This window comes from Brevibacterium sp. SIMBA_078, from assembly GCF_046534565.1.
In the GTDB taxonomy this organism is placed as follows: Bacteria; Actinomycetota; Actinomycetes; order Actinomycetales; family Brevibacteriaceae; genus Brevibacterium.
In genome coordinates, this window is the sequence record NZ_JAWRYQ010000001.1 from 1,290,796 (window position 1) to 1,310,326 (window position 19,531).

The 19,531-nt window shown below is 66.1% G+C and carries 16 protein-coding genes; 13 read left to right on the top strand and 3 right to left on the bottom strand.

Annotated elements, in window-relative coordinates:
* Window positions 1-116: 116 nt before the first annotated feature.
* The 3 genes from SB749_RS05750 to SB749_RS05760 all read left to right on the top strand — a co-directional run bounded on the left by SB749_RS05750 (window position 117) and on the right by SB749_RS05760 (window position 5,505).
* Window positions 117-1,343 carry an aromatic ring-hydroxylating oxygenase subunit alpha gene (locus SB749_RS05750; protein ID WP_410709930.1) on the top strand — a complete coding sequence of 409 codons (1,227 nt, stop codon included), beginning with the start codon at window positions 117-119 and terminating at the stop codon, window positions 1,341-1,343.
* Entirely contained in the window at window positions 1,340-2,854 is a 1,515-nt protein-coding gene (locus SB749_RS05755; protein ID WP_410709473.1) for a flavin reductase family protein, read from the top strand. The genes SB749_RS05750 and SB749_RS05755 overlap by 4 nt, the downstream gene beginning before the upstream one ends.
* Window positions 2,855-2,922: 68 nt before the next feature.
* A complete protein-coding gene (locus SB749_RS05760) occupies window positions 2,923-5,505 on the top strand; it encodes a GcvT family protein (RefSeq protein WP_410709474.1) in 2,583 nt (860 codons plus the stop codon).
* Between the two features lie 115 nt (window positions 5,506-5,620).
* On the opposite strand, the gene SB749_RS05765 is transcribed toward SB749_RS05760, so the two are convergent.
* Entirely contained in the window at window positions 5,621-6,214 is a 594-nt protein-coding gene (locus SB749_RS05765) for a TetR/AcrR family transcriptional regulator (protein WP_410709475.1), read from the bottom strand.
* Between the two features lie 122 nt (window positions 6,215-6,336).
* Between SB749_RS05765 and SB749_RS05770 the strand changes: the two genes are divergently transcribed.
* From SB749_RS05770 to SB749_RS05815, 10 genes are all read left to right on the top strand, one after another.
* Window positions 6,337-7,281, top strand: coding sequence for a hypothetical protein (locus SB749_RS05770; RefSeq protein WP_410709476.1), 945 nt, complete (start codon window positions 6,337-6,339; stop codon window positions 7,279-7,281).
* Window positions 7,281-8,564: an MFS transporter gene (locus SB749_RS05775; protein ID WP_410709931.1), complete on the top strand. Its 1,284-nt coding sequence runs from the start codon at window positions 7,281-7,283 to the stop codon at window positions 8,562-8,564. Before SB749_RS05770 ends, SB749_RS05775 begins: the two co-directional genes overlap by 1 nt.
* 4 nt (window positions 8,565-8,568) lie before the next feature.
* On the top strand, window positions 8,569-8,910 hold the full coding sequence (locus SB749_RS05780) for a DUF1330 domain-containing protein (protein WP_410709477.1): 342 nt from the start codon (window positions 8,569-8,571) through the stop codon (window positions 8,908-8,910).
* 230 nt (window positions 8,911-9,140) lie between these two features.
* Window positions 9,141-10,304, top strand: a complete 1,164-nt coding sequence (locus SB749_RS05785) for a thiolase domain-containing protein (RefSeq protein ID WP_410709478.1) — start codon at window positions 9,141-9,143, stop codon at window positions 10,302-10,304.
* Entirely contained in the window at window positions 10,304-11,959 is a 1,656-nt protein-coding gene (locus SB749_RS05790) for an AMP-binding protein (protein ID WP_410709479.1), read from the top strand. Before SB749_RS05785 ends, SB749_RS05790 begins: the two co-directional genes overlap by 1 nt.
* Window positions 11,956-12,879, top strand: a complete 924-nt coding sequence (locus SB749_RS05795; RefSeq protein WP_410709480.1) for an SDR family NAD(P)-dependent oxidoreductase — start codon at window positions 11,956-11,958, stop codon at window positions 12,877-12,879. Before SB749_RS05790 ends, SB749_RS05795 begins: the two co-directional genes overlap by 4 nt.
* A gap of 93 nt (window positions 12,880-12,972) precedes the next feature.
* A complete protein-coding gene (locus tag SB749_RS05800) occupies window positions 12,973-14,013 on the top strand; it encodes a DctP family TRAP transporter solute-binding subunit (RefSeq protein ID WP_410709481.1) in 1,041 nt (346 codons plus the stop codon).
* Window position 14,014: 1 nt separating this feature from the next.
* On the top strand, window positions 14,015-14,569 hold the full coding sequence (locus tag SB749_RS05805; protein WP_410709482.1) for a TRAP transporter small permease: 555 nt from the start codon (window positions 14,015-14,017) through the stop codon (window positions 14,567-14,569).
* Complete coding sequence (locus SB749_RS05810) at window positions 14,566-16,110, top strand: TRAP transporter large permease subunit (RefSeq protein WP_410709483.1); 1,545 nt, start codon at window positions 14,566-14,568, stop codon at window positions 16,108-16,110. Before SB749_RS05805 ends, SB749_RS05810 begins: the two co-directional genes overlap by 4 nt.
* 34 nt (window positions 16,111-16,144) lie before the next feature.
* Window positions 16,145-16,912 carry an SDR family NAD(P)-dependent oxidoreductase gene (locus tag SB749_RS05815; protein WP_410709484.1) on the top strand — a complete coding sequence of 256 codons (768 nt, stop codon included), beginning with the start codon at window positions 16,145-16,147 and terminating at the stop codon, window positions 16,910-16,912.
* A gap of 104 nt (window positions 16,913-17,016) precedes the next feature.
* Here SB749_RS05815 and SB749_RS05820 read toward each other — a convergent pair whose 3' ends face one another.
* Window positions 17,017-17,973: a PCC domain-containing protein gene (locus tag SB749_RS05820; protein ID WP_410709485.1), complete on the bottom strand. Its 957-nt coding sequence runs from the start codon at window positions 17,971-17,973 to the stop codon at window positions 17,017-17,019.
* A 63-nt stretch (window positions 17,974-18,036) separates the two neighbouring features.
* Window positions 18,037-19,506 (bottom strand): MFS transporter, encoded by a 1,470-nt coding sequence (locus tag SB749_RS05825; RefSeq protein ID WP_410709486.1) that lies wholly within the window; start codon window positions 19,504-19,506, stop codon window positions 18,037-18,039.
* Window positions 19,507-19,531: the final 25 nt, after the last annotated feature.

Consider the following 19,531-nt stretch of genomic DNA (forward strand, 5'->3'; position numbering starts at 1 on the left):
CCCGTCGTCCGGCCGCAATCGGCAGACATCCAGGGAGATGAGAATTGACCGCTACCAATCTGGCACCGACGAAGAAGGGCTTACCTGCGGGCTTCAGCGAAGAGAAGCTCGAAGAGATCCGCGTCCGACTCGACACCCGTCGGGTCGGCTTCTCGCTCGAGGCACCGTTCTACACCGATGACAACCTCTTCAACCTCGACATGCAGGCCATCTTCGGTCAGCACTGGGTCTTCGCCTGCAGCATCGCCGAGATCCCCGAGCCGGGTGACTATGTCACGCTCGACTACGGTCCGTACTCCCTCATCGTCCTGCGAGGCGACGATGGCGGCGTCAACGTCCTCCACAACGTCTGCCGGCACCGCGGGGCACGAGTCCTCACCGATCCGCAGGGCACGACGGGCAACCTCGTGTGCGGCTACCACTCGTGGACGTATTCTCCCGAGGGCGACCTCATCCACGCCTCGGCGCCGGGGGAGATGACCTTCGACAAGTCCTGCTACGCACTCAAACGCGCGCACGGGAAGATCGCCGCCGGGCTCGTGTTCATCTGCCTGGCCGAAGAGCCGCCGATTGACTTCCATGAGACCGCGAAGATCTTCGAACCCTATGTCGCCCCGCACGAGCTGGCGAAGACGAAGGTCGCCTTTCAGCAGAACATCGTCGAAGAGGGCAACTGGAAGCTCGTGATGGAGAACAACCGCGAGTGCTACCACTGCGACGGCCACCCGGAGCTCGCGTGCTCGCTGTTCCCGACCTGGGGGCTGACCGACGAGACGATCCCGCCGCACCTCGAAGACGTCTGGGACCGCAATCAGCAGGCGCAGGCCTCCCTCGAATACCGTTGCCGCCGCTACGGCCTGCCCTATGAGGTCGTCGAAGAACTCGACACCCGCGTCGGCGGCATCCGCATCTCCCGCGAATCGCTCGACGGAGCGGGAGAGTCCTTCTCGGCAGACGGGCGCCGGCTGTCGAAGAAGCTGCTCGGCGACCTGCCGGACTTCCGTCTCGGGCGCTGTTCGATGCATCTGCAGCCGAACTCGTGGTTCCACCTCCTCGGCGATCACGTCATCACCTTTGCGGCATTCCCGATCAGTGCCTCGAAGACCCTCGTGCGCACCACTTGGCTCGTCGCCGACGACGCTGTCGAAGGCGTCGACTATGACCTGGAGACCCTCACTCACACATGGAAGCAGACGAACCTGCAGGACAAGGCCTTCGTCGAACTCTGCCAGCAGGGAGCGGCGAGTCCGTTCTATGAGCAGGGTCCGTATATGAAGAGCGAGTACCAGGTCGAAGCCTTCATCAACTGGTACGTGCAGCGGATGCGGGAGCACGTCGGATGAGATCGTCCGCTGTGCCCGCGCTGCCGCTGGCCCAGCGGGTGCGCGGACTGGAAATGCCCTGGAACCGCGTGCTCTCGAGCGCCTCGGAGCCGGCCGGAGCCGCCACCGCGCTGGGTCCGTGGCACCCGCAGGAATTCGCCGCCGAATGTGTGGAGACCATCCCTGAGGCGGGAGGGATGATGGTCTTCGTCTTCCGTCGTATGGACGGGGCGCCCCTGGCGTTCCGATCGGGGCAGTACATCAACATCGACTTCCCCATCGACGGACCCGATGCCGAGCCGGTGTCGCGCAGCTATTCGATCTCCTCGGCGCCGACCGAGCCGTGGACATTCTCGATCACGATCAAACGCGACCCCAAAGGCAAGGTATCGCCCTGGGCGCATGACCACCTCCGCCCCGGCACCGTCCTCGACATGCTCGGTCCGGTCGGCGCCTTCCACCTCGCCGATTACGACCGGCGAGCACGGTTCCTGCTGCTCGCAGCCGGAGCCGGGATCACCCCGCTGATGTCGATGATCCGCACCGTCCACTCGCTGCCCGGGCAGGCCGATGTCGTCCTCCTCTACCACGGAGCAACACCAGAATCCTTCGCCTTCTCTGAGGAGCTCGACTTCCTCGCGAACGTGGATTTCCGGATCAAGGTCATCTACTGCCTCGGCGATCGGGAATGCGGCGAGGAATGGGAGGGGCGGACGGGACGGCTGTCGACGGCGCTGCTCGAGGAGCTCGTCCCCGACGCCAATGGGCGACAGGTCTTCGCCTGCGGCCCGGAGGGATACCTCAACTCGGCGACCGAGCTGCTGCGCGAAGTCGGCGTCGACGACACCTCGGTGTTCATGGAGTTCTTCTCCGGTGATCGTGAGATCCGTGCCGAATACGCAGAGGAAGTCGCCATCGCTGGTGAGATCGCCGAGGAGATCGCAGCGACGACCGAGGAGTACTTCGAGTCCCAGCCGGCCGCACTCGACATGTACGAACCCGAGTACGACGCCGACGGTCCGATCGAGGCGCTCGGTGCACCGACCGAAGCAGTCGACGCCCAGGCGGTCGTGCCGGTCGAGGACGACGTCGAGATCGAGGTCGTCGGCGTCACCGATGAGAACCTCGCCGAGGCGGGTCCCGATTCTTCGTCCGACGCTGGGTCCGCGGTCCCGGCTGGGGATGGGGCGGCCGCCTCGGCGAAGGATGCGGGCGACGATGACGAAATCGCCGTCGTCGACCCGGCCGCACTGCCTACTGTGGGGCAGGGTGAGCACACGATGTCGTTCGTGCGCACCGGCCTCAACGTCTGCGTCGGGGAGGACGAAACGGTCCTCCAGGCCGCGCGGACGGCGGGGGTGAAGATCCCCGCGAACTGTCAGGAGGGCATGTGCGGATCCTGCAAGGTCGTCAAGCTCGACGGCGACGTCGAGATGAACCATCTGGGCGGCATCCGGGCCCGCGAGATCGACGCGGGGAAGTTCCTGCCGTGCTGCTCGACGGCGAAGACCGACCTCGTCATCGACGCCTGAACCGCGGCTGAAACCGCGACATCCTCTGCAAAACAGTCCCCATAACTTTCATCATTAAGGAGTACTCAGTGCCGATCTCATCACCACGAGTCGTCATCATCGGAGCCGGCATCGTCGGCGCCAACCTCGCCGACGAACTCGCGCAGCTGGGCTGGACCAACACCCTCGTCATCGAACAGGGCCCGCTGAACATCCCCGGCGGCTCGACCTCACACGCCCCGGGACTCGTCTTCTCCTCGAACGCGTCGAAGTCGATGACCGAATTCGCGCAGTACACGATCGAGAAGCTCACCGCGCTCAAGGACGCCGACGGGCGCGGATCATTCCTGCCCGTCGGAGGCCTCGAGATCGCCACCACCGAGGATCGGCTGCAGGACCTGCACCGCCGAGCCGGATGGAATCGCTCCTACGGCGTCGAAGCCGACGTCATCGACCCCGACGAATGCGCGAAGCTCTTCCCCATGCTCAACCGGGACATGGTCCACGGCGGACTGCTCACCCCAGGTGACGGCCTTGCATTGGCGGCGAAGGGCACACAGCTCGTCATCGACCGCGCCCGTGCCGCGGGAGTCGAATTCCGCGACCGCACCACGGTGACCGATATCGAGACCACCGGCGGGCGGGTCACCGCGGTCATCGCCGGTGAGGACCGGATCCCCGCCGATATCGTCGTCTCCTGCGCCGGCTTCTGGGGACCGAAGATCGGTGAGATGGTCGGCACCCCGATCCCGCTGCTGCCGCTGGGACACCAGTTCGCCTGGACCACCGAGGTGCCCTCACTCATCGGGAAGAATGAGTTGCCGGCGGGTGCGCAGGCCCCGATCCTGCGCTACCAGGACAAGGACCTGTACTACCGCGAATGGGGCGAGCGGATCGGCATCGGCTCCTACGCGCACCGGCCTATGCCCGTCGACCTCGACACGCTGCAGACCTACTCGCCCGACGAGATCACGAGTGAACGGATGCCCTCGAGCCTCGACTTCACCCCGGACGACTTCGCCCCCGAATGGGAAGCGACGAAGACTCTGCTGCCTGAACTCGCACAGACGCAGATCCAGCGCGGGTTCAACGGCATCTTCTCGTTCACCCCGGACGGCGGTTCGCTCGTGGGACAGTCACGTCAGGTCGACGGATTCTTCGTCGCCGAGGCGGTATGGGTGACCCACGGCGCAGGCATCGCCCGCGCCGTGGCTGAGCTCATCGCCGAAGGACGGTCGAAGACCGACCTGTCTGGAATCGATCTCAATCGCTTCGAGGATGTGCAGACGAACGCCGACTACGTCAGAGAGACCTCGCAGCAGAACTTCGTCGAGATCTACGACATCATCCACCCTCTGCAGCCACGGGTCTCCCCGCGCGACCTGCGGTCGAGTCCGTTCCGCAGGCAGCAGGAGGAGCTCGGTGCGTTCTTCCTCGAGACCTCCGGCTGGGAGCGGCCGCACTGGTTCGACGCGAACGCTGCCCTGCTCGAGGAAATGCCGTCCGAGTGGGCGGCGCCGGAACGAGATGCCTGGGCGGATCAGTTCCACTCGCCCATCGCCGCAGCCGAAGCGTGGAAGACGCGCACCTCGGTGGCGATGTTCGACATGACCCAGCTCAAGCGCTTCGAGGTCACCGGCCCCGGTGCCGGCGAACTGCTGCACGGGATGACCACCTCGTCGATGCTGCGCAAACCGGGAGCGGTCAGCTACACGCTGCTGCTCGATGAGGCAGGCGGCATCACCAGCGACATCACGGTCGCGATCCTCGACGAGGAGACCTACCAGGTGGGAGCGAACTCGAACACCGACCTTGCTTCCATCTCGCGGGCGGCCAGGCACCAGTCGGCCGCCGACCCATCGAAATGGGTGACCGTACGCGAGACGACACCGGGAACCTGCTGCATCGGACTGTGGGGTCCGCTGGCCAGGGACGTCATCTCCAAGGTCACCGACGAGGACTTCAGCGACGCCGGACTCAAGTACTTCCGCACGAAGCCCGCAGTGCTTGGGGGAGTGCCGGTGACGACGATGCGTCTGTCCTATGTCGGCGAACTCGGCTGGGAGATCTACACCTCGGCCGATCTCGGGTCGCGACTGTGGGACGTGCTGTGGGAAGCCGGTGAGGAATTCGGCATCATCGCCGGAGGCCGCGAAGCCTTCAACTCGATGCGCCTGGAGAAGGGGTTCCGATCCTTCGGCACCGATATGACCAGCGAGCACGAACCGGTTCAGGCCGGACTCGGGTTCGCCGTGAAGGCGTCGAAGACCGACGACTTCATCGGCAAGGCTGCACTCGAGTCGAGGGCCGCGGCCGCGACGACGAAGCTGACCTGCCTGACCCTCGATGTGCCCTCGGACGTCGTGCTCGGCAAAGAACCGGTGTACGTGGTCGGCGGGTCGGGTGTCGCGGACGGTGGAACCTCGGCTGACTCCGACGGTGGGGCCGCCTCGGCGAAGTCGAACGGATCGGTCGATACGGGTGTCGCCGATGGCTATGTCACCTCGGCGGCGTACGGATACACGATCGGGAAGTCGATCGCCTACGCCTGGCTGCCGAACACCCTGTCGGTCGGTGACGCCGTGGAGATCGAATACCTCGGCCGTCGCCTGCCCGCCACAGTCACCGCCGAGCCGCTCTTCGACCCGGAGATGACTCGCCTCAAGGGGTGAGCCGAGGCGGCAGTCGCTGCCGAAGCTCATCGAAAAACGCACGGAGCGTCGAGACACGGGGGAGCGCACCCGTGCCTCGACGCTCAACGCGTTTTTCGACGGACTGGTGGAGAGCTCAGTCGTCGGTTGAAGGATCCAGTGAGGCTACCGCGGTGATCGCTGCGGCGATCGGCTGGTCGAGCCAGGCCGGGATCTCGCCGCCGATGAGGCCGCGCACCATGCCGTACGGAGTCTCGCGGCAGGCCAGGGCGACGAGTTCGACGCTGCGAGGGGTGACGTCGCCGAAGCGCCGTCGCGTGAGTTCGGAGATGTGGGCGACTACGGGATCGTTGAGTCCTGTGAGGTCATCGAGCAGTCCCTTGGGAGGGCCTGCGAGCAGTGCGGAGTGCCGGTAGAGGGTGAGAGTCCGCGCCTTATCGGGGTTCTCCCGGCAGAACCTGGGGATCAGCAGACCGGTCTCGACGATCGCCTCCAGCGGATCGTCGACGTCCGTGATCGTGGCGAAGGTGTCATGGAACTGATGGACGCAGCGGATCCAGGCAGAGGCGAACAGCGACTCCCGAGTGGGGAACCGGTGGTAGATCGATCCCGAAGGTGCACCGAGCTCGTGCGTCACATCGGCCACTGTGGCGGCGTGACCACGTCGGCCGACGGAGCTGATAGCCGCCGAGAGAATATCGTCCCGCGAATAGAGCGCGCGTTTCGCCATTCCTGTCACGTCCTCTCGCTCCAGCGAATCGGAGAATCTCGTTCAAAGGGTTGACCCTCGAGGAACCGTACCTCAGACTAGAGACTAGCATCTAGAGAACGTCCTCTAATTCGGGAGTCGCCGTGGCGAATACACGGACATCAGCACCTGCCCCTGTCTCTTCGCTGCAGCGTGCCGCCATCGTCACGGCGATCGTCGCGGTTCTGCCGTATGTGATCTTCAAGATCCTGTGGCTGAGCGGCTCATCTTTCGGATCGACCACCGCGAGCGGAGGCGAGGGGATGCTCACACCGCGCTTCCTCATCGGAAACACCATCACTCTCGCGATGATGGTGACGGGCGTGGCCTTCGTGGTGGCGCTGACGCGGCCGTGGGCGCGCCGCATTCCGGCGCCCGTGGTGTTCGTGCTCGGAGCCGGAGCCGCCGGGCTGCTCGGGCCGATACTGCTGGGACTTCCACCGGGCATTCTCATCCAGGCGCTCATCGACGGGGAGCTGCGGCTGCCCGATTCGGGGATGCACCCGTGGGTGTTCGGCCTCGTCTACTCCGGATTCTGCGCTCTGGGCGCGGCGATGGCGATCGTCGTCGGCGCCTACGTGATCCGGCGCTGGGGCGATCTGTTGGATACGCCGCCACCGGCTCCGTCGCTGATCATGACCGTCTGCGGTGTGCTCGGCGTTCTGCCCTTCAGCTGTGCTATGGCCGTCTGGGCGATTGCGGGACCGGGAAGCACCGGACCGCAGGGGATGGAGCAACCGGCGCAGAGGATGGTGCTGGCGGCGACAGCTCTGCTGGGCTTTCTCTCCCTGCTGTGTCCGCTGCTCTCCCGCCACCTTGGACGATGGCCGCGCGCGGCGTGGCTGGTGACGTGGACCGGGTGCTGCGTTGTGGCTCTCCAGGGACCGACGCAGATCCTCCTCGCTCAAGGCGGAGAGGTCGCGCCGGTGGTTACCGGCATCGCTGTTCTCGCGACCCCGGGTGCCAGCCTCTACGGCATTGCTGTGCTCAGGACCCACCTGCGCCGCCAGTCCCCGCTTCGGCGCGATGACGCGAAGCAGCCGACGTGATGCCGCCCTGGCTCATCGTCCTTCTCGCAGTCTCCTTCGTCCTCTACACAGACGACTACGTCATCGCCGGCATCCTGCCTGAGATCGCGACCGATCTCGGGGTGACCGAAGGCCAGGCCGGGCAGCTCGTCACGGCGTTCTCGGCGACCGTGGCAGTGGCCGCGCCGGTGGCAGCTGTCGCGCTCGCTCGGGTCCCGCCTCGGCGGCTGTTCCTCGTTGCCCTCATCATCTTCGCGGGAGCGAATCTCGGTGCGGTGGTCGCCTCGTCCTTCGGCGTGCTGATGGTCCTGAGGGTGGTGGCGGCCGCGGCTGCGGCCAGCGTCACTCCGGCCATCTTCGCTTTCGCTGCGTCGCACGCGCCGGCTGGGAAGACCGGACGGTACCTGGCGACGGTCTCTCTCGGGGTGACCGGATCCATCGCGCTGGGAGTCCCGCTGGGTACGTGGATCGGCGGAGCGTTCGGCTGGCGGGCGACCTTCCTGGCGGTTGCCGTAGCCGGGATGCTCGCGCTCATCGGTGTCCTCCTCACCGTTCCGGGAGGCGGGCGTGGAGATCGTTCTCCACGATTGTCGGAACAGCTGCGCAGCCTCACGCGTGCGCCGATTGCCGTGAGCCTCGCGGCAAACTGTCTGCTCATGGCTGGAACGATGATGGTCCTCACCTATTTGGCGCCCTATCTCAGCGCGACTGCCGGAGCGGGAGTCGAGGAGCGGGGAGTGGCATTCGGACTCTCCGGGTTCGCGGGCATGGCCGGAATCTGGCTCGGCGGTCAGGTCGCAGACCGATGGGGCCCGGGGCGAGCACTGTTCTTCGGGATCGGCGTCATCATCGCCGCCATGGTCGCGATGTGGGGGATGTGGGCATTCCGGCCCGTGCCCATCTGGCTCGTGCTCATCGTCACGACAGTGTGGGGCGGAATGGCCTTCTGGAACTCACCGGCGATCCAGATGCGCCTGCACACGTTGGCCGGGCCATTGGCGGGACAGGCGTTGGCACTCAACGCATCGGGGACCTACCTGGGCATCGCGTTCGGAGCTGCAGTCGGCGGAGTCGTACTCACCGAGGCGGGTCCCGGGATTCTGCCTTTGGCCGCGGCGGGATTCGGACTGGCTGCCCTGATTCTGCTGGAACTCGTCCGTCGGTCGCCGCCGGCCGGAAGGACGCGAAACAGCGATGAGACGCCGCCGGTTGGCGAGCCGTCACACGGCAGCAAATCCTCGAACCACGGCAATGAATCGCACCAGCGCAACTCATCGAGGCACACAGAGAATACAGGAGAGTGACACCATGACCGCCTACGCGATCGCCCACCTGCAGCAGTTCACGCCCCATCCCGAGGTCGCGGAGTACATCGACCGGATCGGCGAGACCTTCGAACCCTTCGGCGGACGGTTCCTCGTCCACGGCACCGCCCGCGAGGTGATGGAAGGCCAGTGGCCGGGACACGTCGTCATGATCGCCTTCCCCGACGCTCGGCTCGCTCACGAATGGTGGGACAGCCCGGCCTATCAGGAGATCGCCCCGCTGCGTTCGCGCCATATCGACACCGACATCGTCATCGTCGAGGGCGTGGCCGAGGGCTACGATCCGCGGACCACGGCTCAGGCCCTGCGCGAACAGCTCGGCTAGCCGCCGCGCTGGCGGGGCTTTATCGAAAAACGCACGGAGCGTCGAGAAACGGGTGTGCGCGCCCGTTTCTCGACGCTCCGCCCGTTTTTCGGTGGCTAGGCCAGGGGTGGTGTGTCGAAGGCCGACACCAATGTTCCATATGGTGGATTTTCTTTGACCAGCAGATGGGACCGGGAAAGTATGAGAGGACAGTGCTCGTTGTGCAGAGCCCAGTACCCGAAGGAGTGTCCATGTCCTCACCTGCGATCATCGGCTGGTCCCACGGAAAGTTCGGTCGGTCCGAATCACCGCTGCCCCAGATGATGGCCGACGTCGCCCGCGACGCCATCGCCGAGACGGGACTGGAGCCGGCCGACATCGACGTCATCCACGTCGGCGTCTTCAACAACGGACTCTCCCGCCAAGGCTTCGAAGCCGCACTGCCGGGCACCGTGTTCCCCGAACTCGCCCGCACACCGGCCCACCGGCACGAGAACGCCTGCGCCACCGGTTCCGCCGCGATCTTCGCAGCCCATGACTCCATCGCCGCCGGCCGCCACAAGACCGCCCTGGTCATCGGCGCCGAACGCATGACCCAGGCCTCCGGCCACGACGTCAACGAAGTGCTTCTCAGCGCCAGCTTCCGGGAAGAGGAAGAGCACTATAAGTCCTTCGCCGGAGTCTTCGGCGAGATCGCCCGCCAGTACTTCGACCGCTACGGCGACCGCTCCGAAGCACTCGCGAAGATCGCCGCGAAGAACCACGCAAACGGATCGCAGAACCCACTCGCCCATATGCAGAAGGACCTCGGCTTCGATTTCTGCAACACCGTGAGCGAGAAGAACCCGTACGTCGCCGAACCCCTGCGCCGCACCGACTGCTCGATGGTCTCCGACGGGGCCGCAGCCCTGGTCCTGGCCGCCGAGGATGTCGCCGCCTCCGCACCGCAGGCCGTGACTTGGAGAGGCATGGGCAACGCCAACGACGTCCTGCCGCTGTCCCAACGCGACCCGCTCGAGATGGCCGGCGCCCGGGCCGCCATGAATCAGGCGCTGACAGCCGCCGGCATCGGCATCGACGACCTCGATTTCCTCGAGACTCACGACTGCTTCACCATCGCCGAACTCCTCGAATACGAAGCCTTCGGGCTCGCCGCCCCCGGCCAGGGACACACCCTGCTCGACGAGGGTGCCACCGCGGTCGGCGGCCGCCTGCCCGTCAACCCCTCCGGCGGACTCAAGGCCAAGGGCCACCCCATCGGCGCCACCGGTGTGTCCATGCACGCCCTCGCTGCCGCGCAGCTGACCGGTCGCTCGCCCGGCATCCAGATCGAGGCACCGGAACTCGCCGGAGTCTTCAATATGGGCGGTGCCGCCGTGTCGAACTTCGCCTCCGTCCTCGAACGCGTCCGCTGATGCGCGCCATCTCCCAGACTTCCCCGGCCAAGGACTTCACGCCCACGCCTCGGCGCGGGGTCAACGTCTCCCACTTCCTCACCCAGACCGCCCGCCGAATCCCCGACCGCCTCGCCGTCGTCGACGACGATCACGGGCAGCGGTGGACCTGGGCCGAACTCGACGCCCGCGCCGAGGCGCTCGCCGCTGCCCTCCAGGCCGGTGGCGTCAACCGCCGCGACACCGTCCTCCTCGTCTCGGCCAACCACGCCGAGGTGGTCCAGTCCTTCTGGGGGATTCTGCGCTCCGGCGGCGTCATCGCCCCACCGAATGCGGCCCTGTCGACCGAGGAGCTGCTCGGCATCAGCGCCGAAGTCGCCCCTGCCGCCGTCATCGCCGACCGCGCCCACACCGACTTCGTCACCGCCCTCAAAGACACCGGCTTCACCGGCCCCGTCTTCTGGATCGGCGACCTGCCCACAGCCCAGGCGGCAGCCGCACCGGCAGAGGCCGTCGACTCGACTGTCGACGAGGACGACCCCTGCTGGTACTTCTTCACCTCCGGGTCGACCGGGCGACCCAAGGCTGCGACTTTCACGCACCGCCACCTCGGTGCGGTGCTGATGAATCACCGCTGCGACCTCTTTCCCAACGAGGACGAGACGGGGGCGTCCCTCGTGCTCGCGCCGCTGTCGCACGGTGCGGGCATCCACATGCTCGGTCAGGTCTTCGGCGGCACCCCGTCGATCATCCACCCCGGTGGCAAGCCCAGCGTGGAGTCCCTGTGGCCGGCGATCGACGCCTACGGGATCACGAATGCCTTCACCGTCCCGACCATCCTCAGCCGCATCGCCGCCGGCTACCCGTCGGGCCGCGGACCCGAGGACCACACCCTCGAGCGGGTCATCTACGCCGGAGCGCCGATGCTCGCTGCCGACCAGGCCCGGGCACTCGAGCGGCTCGGACCGTGCCTCGTCCAGTACTTCGGGCTCGCCGAGGTGACCGGAGCGATCACGATCCTCCGCCCCGAGGATCACGGGGCCATCCCCGTCGATGGCGCCGGCATCGGCACCTGCGGCCGAGCCCGCACCGGGGTCGAGATCGTCATCGTCGGCGAGACCGGCGCACAGCTGCCCGCCGGTGAGCAGGGCGAAGTCTGCGTGGCCGGGCCGACCGTGTGCGCCGGCTACCTCGGCCGCCCCGATGCGAATGCCGAGTCCTTCGCCGGAGGGCTCTTCCACACGGGCGACGTCGGCTACCTCGACGAACGGGGGTACCTGTTCCTCACCGGCCGGAAGTCCGATATGTACATCTCCGGCGGTTCGAACGTCTACCCCCGCGAAATCGAGGAGCTCCTCCTCACCGACACCGAAGTGGCCCAGGCCGTCGTCGTCGGCGTGCCCGACCCGCAGTGGGGCGAGATCGGCGTGGCCGTCATCGAACGTGCGCCGTCGACCGGGAACGAAGGTGCCCGTGACAGAAGTGCGGGCGACGGAGGTGCCGACGCCGATGACCTGGCCGAGCGGCTGACCGCGCTGTGCAAGTCGGGGCTGGCGAATTACAAGGTTCCCAAGGAGATCCACTTCGTCGAGACCATGCCGGTCACCGCCTACGGCAAACTCGCACGCAAGGAACTCAAGGCCGAATACTCCCAGGGACGGGGCAGCGCACGATGAATACGACAGAGACGGCAGCCGTGTCAGTGCCGATGGGTAGGTTGGTCGGCACGACGATCATGGCAATCGGCTGCGGCACTCCGGACGGGGAGGTGAACAACGGCTTCGCTGCGGCGATCGGATTCCTGCGCGAGGGAGCGAAGGTCTGCATCGTCGACCGAGACCCAGGTGCGCTTGACGAAGCGACACGGGCCCTCGCCGAGGCGGCTGCCCAGGTCGACTCGAACGGCGCGGTCACGGCTGGGCGGGGCCGCCTCGACGGGGTTGTTCCCAATACGGAGGTCGATCTCGACGCTCAGCTGACCACGGTAGTCGCAGATGTCGGCGACGAAGACTCCCTGGCAGCGGCGTTCGCTCACTGCGCCGACCGCCTCGGTGGACCGACTGTGCTCCATTACAACGTCGGAATCGTCGTCAACGGAGGAGTCGACGAACTCGACACCGACGGCTTCAGGCGCGCCCTCGACATCAACCTCACCGGGGCGTTCTCGGCGATCAAGCATGCACTGCCGCATATGCGCGCGGCCGGGCGCGGGTCGATCATCACGGTGTCCTCGGTCGGCGGCATGCGCTATATGGGGTATGACTACCCGGCGTATGCGGCGTCGAAGGCGGGGCTGATCGAGCTGACGAAGGTCGTCGGCGCGCAGTATGCCTCCGAAGGCATACGTGCGAACTCGATCGCCCCGGGCCTCATCGAGACCCCGCTCATCCACCGTTCGATCTCGGGCCACTACGGCTCGGTCGAGGAGATGCTCGCCGCCCGGCATGCGCAGTCGCCGACCGGGAAGATGGGCAGGCCCGAGGACGTCGCGGACCTCGCGGTGTTCCTCGCATCCAGCGAATCGGCGTACATCAACTCCACGCTCATCCCCGTGGATGGGGGACTGACGCATTACGCGGGGATGCCGAAACGATGAGGCTGCGGTTCGCGCGACCGGCGGCGGTCGCCTCGGCGGGGGCCTGACCCCACCGAACCCAACGACAGTGAAATAACAGAAATCAAGGAGGCAATGGTGCCGAGAACACGGACGACGAGGACCATGCTCGTCTGGTCCGCCGTACTGATGGTGTGCGCCCTGCTGCTGGCAGGGTGCGGAACGAACTTCGGCACCACCGACGACGGAAAGCAGCGCTACCGGTGGAAGATGACGGTGACGACCGGGTCGACCTCGACGTGGTACCTCGCGGCGGAGAAGCTCGCCAAGGACCTCGAGAAGGAGACCGACGGCCGGATCACCATGAAGATCTTCACCAGCGAACGACTCTCTGCAGGTGAACCGACGGCCGGAGTCGAACAGCTCATGGACGGGGCGAAGGACTTCTCCTACAACTCGCCGATCATCTACGCCGGCGTCGACCCGCGCTTCGGCGCTGTCACCGCTCCCTTCATCTTCGACTCCGTCGAGGACGGCCAGAAGGCGCTCGCCGGAAAAGGCGGGGACGTCTACGGAGACTACCTCGCCGAACGCGGAGTGCATCTGCTCGGCTTCGGCGAATCCGGAATGCGGCAGCTGACGAACACGCATCGGCCCATCCACACGCCCGACGACATGAAGGGCATGAAGTTCCGGATCCCCGGCTTCGGCATGTACACCGACCTCTACCGCGGACTCGGCGCGAACCCGACGACGATGCCCTTCGGTGAGGTCTTCACGGCCCTGCAGCAGGGAGCCATCGATGGTCAGGAGAACCCGATCGACGTCATCTACTCGGCGAACCTGCAGGAGGTCCAGCCGTACCTGACGCTGTGGAACTACTCGTACGATCCGCTCATCCTCGGCATCAACAAGGACCTCTTCGACTCCCTGACGCCTGAGGACCAGAAGCTCGTGACCCGCCTGGCCGGCGAGGCCAACGACTTCCAGATCAAGAAGAACAGGGACGGCGAAGAGAAGCTCATCGCCGAACTCGCCGACTCCGGCATGGAGGTCAACGAACTCAGCGACGAGGAGAAGGACGCCTTCCGCGCCAAGCTGGGTCCGATCTACAGCGAATACCGCAAGGTCTGGGGACCGGACTTGTCCCAGGCGTTCATCCCGAAAGGACTGTGAGATGAGAGTCATCAGATTCTTCGAGGACTGGGTCGTCATCGCCTCATTTATGGTGATCGTCGTCGTCACCTTCGTCAACGTCCTCTCCCGCTACATCTTCAAGGCCTCGCTGGCCTTCTCCGAGGAGATCACCATCAACCTCCTCGTCGTGCTCACGATGATGGGAGCCGTCGTCGGGATCCGCCTCGGCGCGCATCTCGGATTCACCTACCTCGTGGAGAACGCAAAAGGCAGCGTCCGCCGCGTCCTGCTCATCACCGGCACCACCCTCATCGTCGTCTTCCTGGCCGTCCTGCTCATCTGGGGCGGCGAGATGACGATCGCGCAGGGACTGCGTGGCCGGGCGACGCCGTCGCTGGGCATCCCGCAGTGGCTGTTCACCCTGTCGATTCCCTTGGCCGGGCTGCTCGGAATCATCCGCAGTCTTCAGGCCCTGCGGACGGCTCTGCATGAGGACACCTCCGCCGAGGCAGTCGTCGAGCGGCTCGCCAGCGAAGCCGCTCCGACCATCGACTCGTCCGAATTCTCCTCCGATCGCGAAGGGGGCCGGAAATGATCGCGCTTCTGCTCTTCGGCAGCTTCTTCCTCTTCCTCGGCCTCGGGATCCCCGTCGCCTTCGCCCTCGGCCTCTCCGCCGTCGTCACCCTGGTGACCACCGACGGTGTGCAGGTCCTCGACGTCGTGCCCTCGGTGATGTTCCCGTCGATGAGTTCGGGCACGCTGCTGGCGATCCCGTTCTTCATCCTCGCCGGCATCGTCATGCAGTACACGGGCATCTCGCAGCGACTCGTCGACCTCGCGTTCCTCATCTTCGGACGGCTGCGCCACGGCCTGGCCGCAGTGACGATCATCTCCGCGTTCTTCTTCTCCGCCATTTCCGGATCCGGTCCTGCCACCGTGGCCGCGATCGGTGCGATCCTCATCCCCGCGCTCGTGCGCAACGGGTACCAGAAGAAGCACGCGGTCTCCCTCGTCGCGGCCTCCGGTTCGATGGGCATCGTCGTGCCGCCGTCGATCGCGTTCATCATCTTCGCCGTCGTCGCCGCCGAGTTCGGCAAGATCTCGATCTCCCGACTGTTCATCGCCGGCATCGTGCCCGGCATCATCATGGCCGTTGCGTTCTTCATCGCCGCCCTGTTCGTCCCTAGGGTGCGTGAGCTCGCCGGTCTGCCGGTGAGAACGAAGCCCGACGCCGAGGCGGTCACGGGGTCGACGTCGACCGGAACGTCGGCGTCCGGTTCCGCCGGTGCTGACTCCGCCGGGAACGGCGGTTCGGGTGACAGCGCGGCAGGGAGCAAGACCCAGCTGCTGACGGCGAACGGGAAGGCCGCCTCGGCGAGTTCCGGGGTTTCCGGGACTTCGAGGTCGGTCGGGTCCGGGTCGGTCGGATCGGCGGATCCGACGGTCACGGTCAACCCCGAGGGCGGGTTCGGCGAGATCATGGCCGCACTGGTCAAGGCGATCCCGGGCCTGCTCATTCCGGTGATCATCCTCGGCGGGATCTACGGCGGAATCTTCACCCCCACCGAGGCGGGAGCCGTCGCATCCGTGTACGCGCTCATCGTCGGGGTGTTCGTCTACCGGGAGCTGGGTTGGAAGGACATGCCGAAGGTATTCCTCGAATCCGGGGTCTCGACCGCGGTCATCATGTTCATCGTCGGCGTGGCCAGCCTCTTCTCCTACGTCATCACCGTCGAAGGCGTGGCCGACCGGATCTCGACAGCCGTGCTGGGCGTGACGGACAACAAGTACCTCATCCTCGCAGCGATCACGATCATCCTGCTCATCGTCGGCGCCTTCGTCGACGCGATCAGCGCGTTCTACCTGTTCATCCCGATCCTCGTGCCGATCCTCATCGGCGTGGGTGTGGACATGACGACTATCGGTGTGTTCATGACCGTCAACCTGGCGATCGGCCTGTTCACGCCGCCGGTCGGGCTCAACCTCTATGTGGGTGCGGGCATCGGAAAGGTCAAGCTCGAGGAGGTCGTGCGCGGAATCATGCCGTTCCTCATCTGCGCGATCATCGCTCTGCTGCTCATCACCTACATCCCGGCGATCTCGAACTGGCTGCCGGACCTGCTCGGGGTCGGGTAGTTCACGCCTCACTCAACTCTGTCGAAGGAGAATCATGGAACCGTATCTGCTCACGAACAAGACGGCCCTGGTCACCGGTGCCGCGCAGGGCATCGGCCTGGCCATCGCCACTGCACTGGCCAGGCGGGGTGCCTCGGTCGGCATCGTCGATCTTAAGGGCGCCGAGGAGGCCGCCGCGTCGTTGGCTTCGGAGTACCCGGACCAGCGGTTCGCCGCGTTCTCACTCGATGTCCGCGACGCCGAGGAAGTGACTGCCGCGGTCGGGTCGTTCGTGTCGACCTTCGGGGGTCTCGATATCCTCGTCAACAATGCAGGCACTGCCGCGCGCATCGGCATCGATGGGATCACCGCCGAACAGTGGCAGCGCGACATCGAGACCAACCTGGGTGGGACGTTCAACTTCATCAAGGCCGCCGTCCACCCGCACATGTGTGATGCGGGACGCGGGTCGATCATCAACATCTCATCGATCTCGGGCATCAACGGCGGAGCGGTCTCCGACGGGGAAGCCGGGGCAAGGTCGGGGCCGGCATATGCGGCGAGCAAGGGCGGGATCATCGCCCTGACGAAATGGGTGGCCAAGGAGTACGGACGCCAGGGCATCCGCTGCAATTCGGTGGCACCGGGGCCGGTCGAATCAGCGCTCACCGTCGGTCAGACTTATGACACCTCAGGGCAGGCTCTCGATCGGATGGGCCAGCCGGATGAGATCGCCGAGGCGGTCGCCTACCTTGCCACCGATGGGGCCGCGTTCACGACCGGACAGATCCTCCGCGTCGACGGCGGGGCCGTGATGTCGTGAGCGTTTGAGTGTTCTGAGCTCGAACGGACGATCCCCGCATCATCCTCAGGATGGTGCGGGGATCGTTGTCTCTGCGGACCTGTCTGGCTGGGCGACGTGTCCGGTCAGGCTGTGCGGCGGACGAAGAGTTCGAAGGTCACGGCCACGGGGTTGGCTTGAGGCTTGAGGGTGCCGGAGCTGACCTCTCCGGCGACGTCGACGACTTCGCCGGAGAGGGTGATCCGTGGAGTTGAGTTTCGCGCTCCGGTCACGGCGCCGCTCAGATGGGTGAACTCGACGGCCGGCCACGGGGCGGTGCCATCGGTGAACACGGCTCCGGTCGTACTGCCGAGACTCGCGACCACCTCGGCGGAGTCGAAGCCAGCGGTGCGGCAGACGGCGAGGACCGCCTCGTCGAGGATCTCACCGGGACGTACGCGGGTGACGACGGCTTCAGCGGGGCGGGCCGCCGCGGCGAGATCGGGCGCGGTTGATGATGACGCGGCGGCGTGTGCCGGTGTGACCAGGTGCGGTGCGAAGGCGGAGAACCCTGTCTCGGGATCGACGTCGCTGATCAGGTGGGCATCGGGCAGGGCGAAGAGCCGGATGGTCAGTCCGAACGGTCCTGCCAGGGTGCCCGGGAGCAGGTGGCCGCCCTTGGTTTCGCCGTCGGCATTGGTCCACGATGCATGGACGTGGCAGAAGGGGGAGTCATCGCGCCAACCGATCGTGGCCGAGGCGTGGCGCAGGCGGCTGGGGTCGTCGACAGTGAAGGCTTGAGTGAAGGACATCGGGTGCTCGGCGTCGGGGCCGTAGGCCGGATGAACATAGTCGATATGGCCGAACTGTCCGGAGACGAACTCGGCCATGATGCCGGGAACGGCGAAGTCGGTCAGGGATGCTTCGAGTGAGGCGAACAGGTCCGCGCCCTCCGGCAGTTCGAGGACATGCTCGGTGCAGCGGGTCGGGACGGAGACGATGCGGGGGCTCTGTCGCTGACCCGCGTGGACGACCGCGGTTCCGGGAGCCTTCAGCGGGAAGGTCGGCTGCTGCAGTGCTGTCGTCTCGGCTCCATCGCTCATGTCTCGATTATGGTTGGGGGTCACGGCCGGTGTCGCCGAAGATCCAAGTGGTGGAACATGAGCTCAGACATCTGACGGAACGGCGGCGGCCGCCTCGGTGCCGCGCATGATCATCACGGTACCGATGATGCCGATGCCGCCGAGGACGGCGATGCCGGCACCCATCGTCATCGCACCGGTCGCGCCCGGACCGCCGACGGCGACGAACACTCCGACAAGTGCTGAGGCGATCGTGTTGCTGATGAGCTCGGCGGTGCCGAGCCCGGCGGCCGCCTTGGATCCTTCGACGGGGTCATCGCTGCTGCTCATCGCCGCGACGTTGAGGTGCGGAAAGGCGAGGCCGATTCCGGAGCCGGCGAGCACCAGACTTACGGCCCAGACCCAAGCGATCCACTCCGCGTCGACGAATTGAGTCGCGGCGTAGATGACCAGCCCCGCGGTCACAAGGATGGGGCCGAGGGTCATGAGCCTCCGGCCGGTGCGAGAATCATCGGTACTCGCGCTGAACAGCTGGACGAAGCTCCAGCCGACCGAGATGCTAACGCCGAACACAGCCGCCAACAGTGGCGGCATGCCGACGAGATCTTGACCGAACTTCGGCAGAAAGATCTCCACCATCGCCGCGGAGCTGAGGACCCCGATGACGAGGTAGATCCACTTGAGCGGATTGCCGCGCTGGTAGGTGATGTGTGGGAGGACTGGAGAAGCGGAAGTCCGTTCGACGGCGATGAAGGTGATGATGAGTGCCGCTCCTGCAGCAAGAGCGATCGTCGTGGGCCAGCCCGTGTGAACCACTGCGGCAATACTGAAGGCAGCGGAGGCAAGGACGAGCAGCGACAGCGAGGGGATCGGAAGGCGGCCGAAGTCCCGTTGACCGGAAGCCTCGCGGGGAAGGCTGCGCAGCGCCATAAGGCAGAGCACAACCGATATCAGCGTCAGCAGACCGAAGGCCCCGCGCCAGTACCCGACCTGGGCGAATGCTCCGCCGACGGCTGGGCCGATAAGTGTGCCGAGCCCCCACATCGCCGAGACCAGTCCTGTCGCGCGAGTCCAAAGGCGCTTCGGCAGGGCATCGCGGATCACCGAGTAGCTGAGCCCGGCGAGCAGACCTCCGCCGAGTCCCTGAACGACCCGCGCGATCACCAGCAGCTCCATGGTAGGAGCGAGCGCGGCGCCGAGCGAGCCGACAGCGAAGAGGCCGAACGCGAGCAGGTACGACCACGCAGCGCCCATCGAACCGAGCACTCTGGCGACGAGCATTGAGGCGAGCACAGAGGCGACGAGGAATGCCGTGGTCACCCATGCGAAGTACTGCTGCCCGCCAATGTCGGCGATCGTCGACGGCAGAAGGGCTGCCGTGACGAAGGTGTTCATCGCGAACACCGCGATGCCGCCGGCGAGGACGAGGGAGGCGCTTGCATGCTCGGCGCTGAAGAGTTCCCGCCAGCCGCCCGTCGACTGCGCTGCGGCGGCATCCGCGGTTGCGCCTTCGGAGGGGTGTTCGGGAATCGCACTCTCGTGTTCGTCTCTCATATCGATTACGCTAGAACCTCAACTT

What these genes read in the sequence shown, in the direction of transcription:
- SB749_RS05795 (WP_410709480.1), top strand. Translation starts at nt 11,956, where the DNA reads ATGAATACGACAGAGACGGCAGCCGTGTCAGTGCCGATGGGTAGGTTG.
- SB749_RS05790 (WP_410709479.1), top strand. Translation starts at nt 10,304, where the DNA reads ATGCGCGCCATCTCCCAGACTTCCCCGGCCAAGGACTTCACGCCCACG.
- SB749_RS05825 (WP_410709486.1), bottom strand. Translation starts at nt 19,506, where the DNA reads ATGAGAGACGAACACGAGAGTGCGATTCCCGAACACCCCTCCGAAGGC.
- SB749_RS05820 (WP_410709485.1), bottom strand. Translation starts at nt 17,973, where the DNA reads ATGAGCGATGGAGCCGAGACGACAGCACTGCAGCAGCCGACCTTCCCG.
- SB749_RS05775 (WP_410709931.1), top strand. Translation starts at nt 7,281, where the DNA reads ATGCCGCCCTGGCTCATCGTCCTTCTCGCAGTCTCCTTCGTCCTCTAC.
- SB749_RS05785 (WP_410709478.1), top strand. Translation starts at nt 9,141, where the DNA reads ATGTCCTCACCTGCGATCATCGGCTGGTCCCACGGAAAGTTCGGTCGG.
- SB749_RS05800 (WP_410709481.1), top strand. Translation starts at nt 12,973, where the DNA reads ATGGTGCCGAGAACACGGACGACGAGGACCATGCTCGTCTGGTCCGCC.
- SB749_RS05755 (WP_410709473.1), top strand. Translation starts at nt 1,340, where the DNA reads ATGAGATCGTCCGCTGTGCCCGCGCTGCCGCTGGCCCAGCGGGTGCGC.
- SB749_RS05810 (WP_410709483.1), top strand. Translation starts at nt 14,566, where the DNA reads ATGATCGCGCTTCTGCTCTTCGGCAGCTTCTTCCTCTTCCTCGGCCTC.
- SB749_RS05765 (WP_410709475.1), bottom strand. Translation starts at nt 6,214, where the DNA reads ATGGCGAAACGCGCGCTCTATTCGCGGGACGATATTCTCTCGGCGGCT.
- SB749_RS05780 (WP_410709477.1), top strand. Translation starts at nt 8,569, where the DNA reads ATGACCGCCTACGCGATCGCCCACCTGCAGCAGTTCACGCCCCATCCC.
- SB749_RS05805 (WP_410709482.1), top strand. Translation starts at nt 14,015, where the DNA reads ATGAGAGTCATCAGATTCTTCGAGGACTGGGTCGTCATCGCCTCATTT.
- SB749_RS05815 (WP_410709484.1), top strand. Translation starts at nt 16,145, where the DNA reads ATGGAACCGTATCTGCTCACGAACAAGACGGCCCTGGTCACCGGTGCC.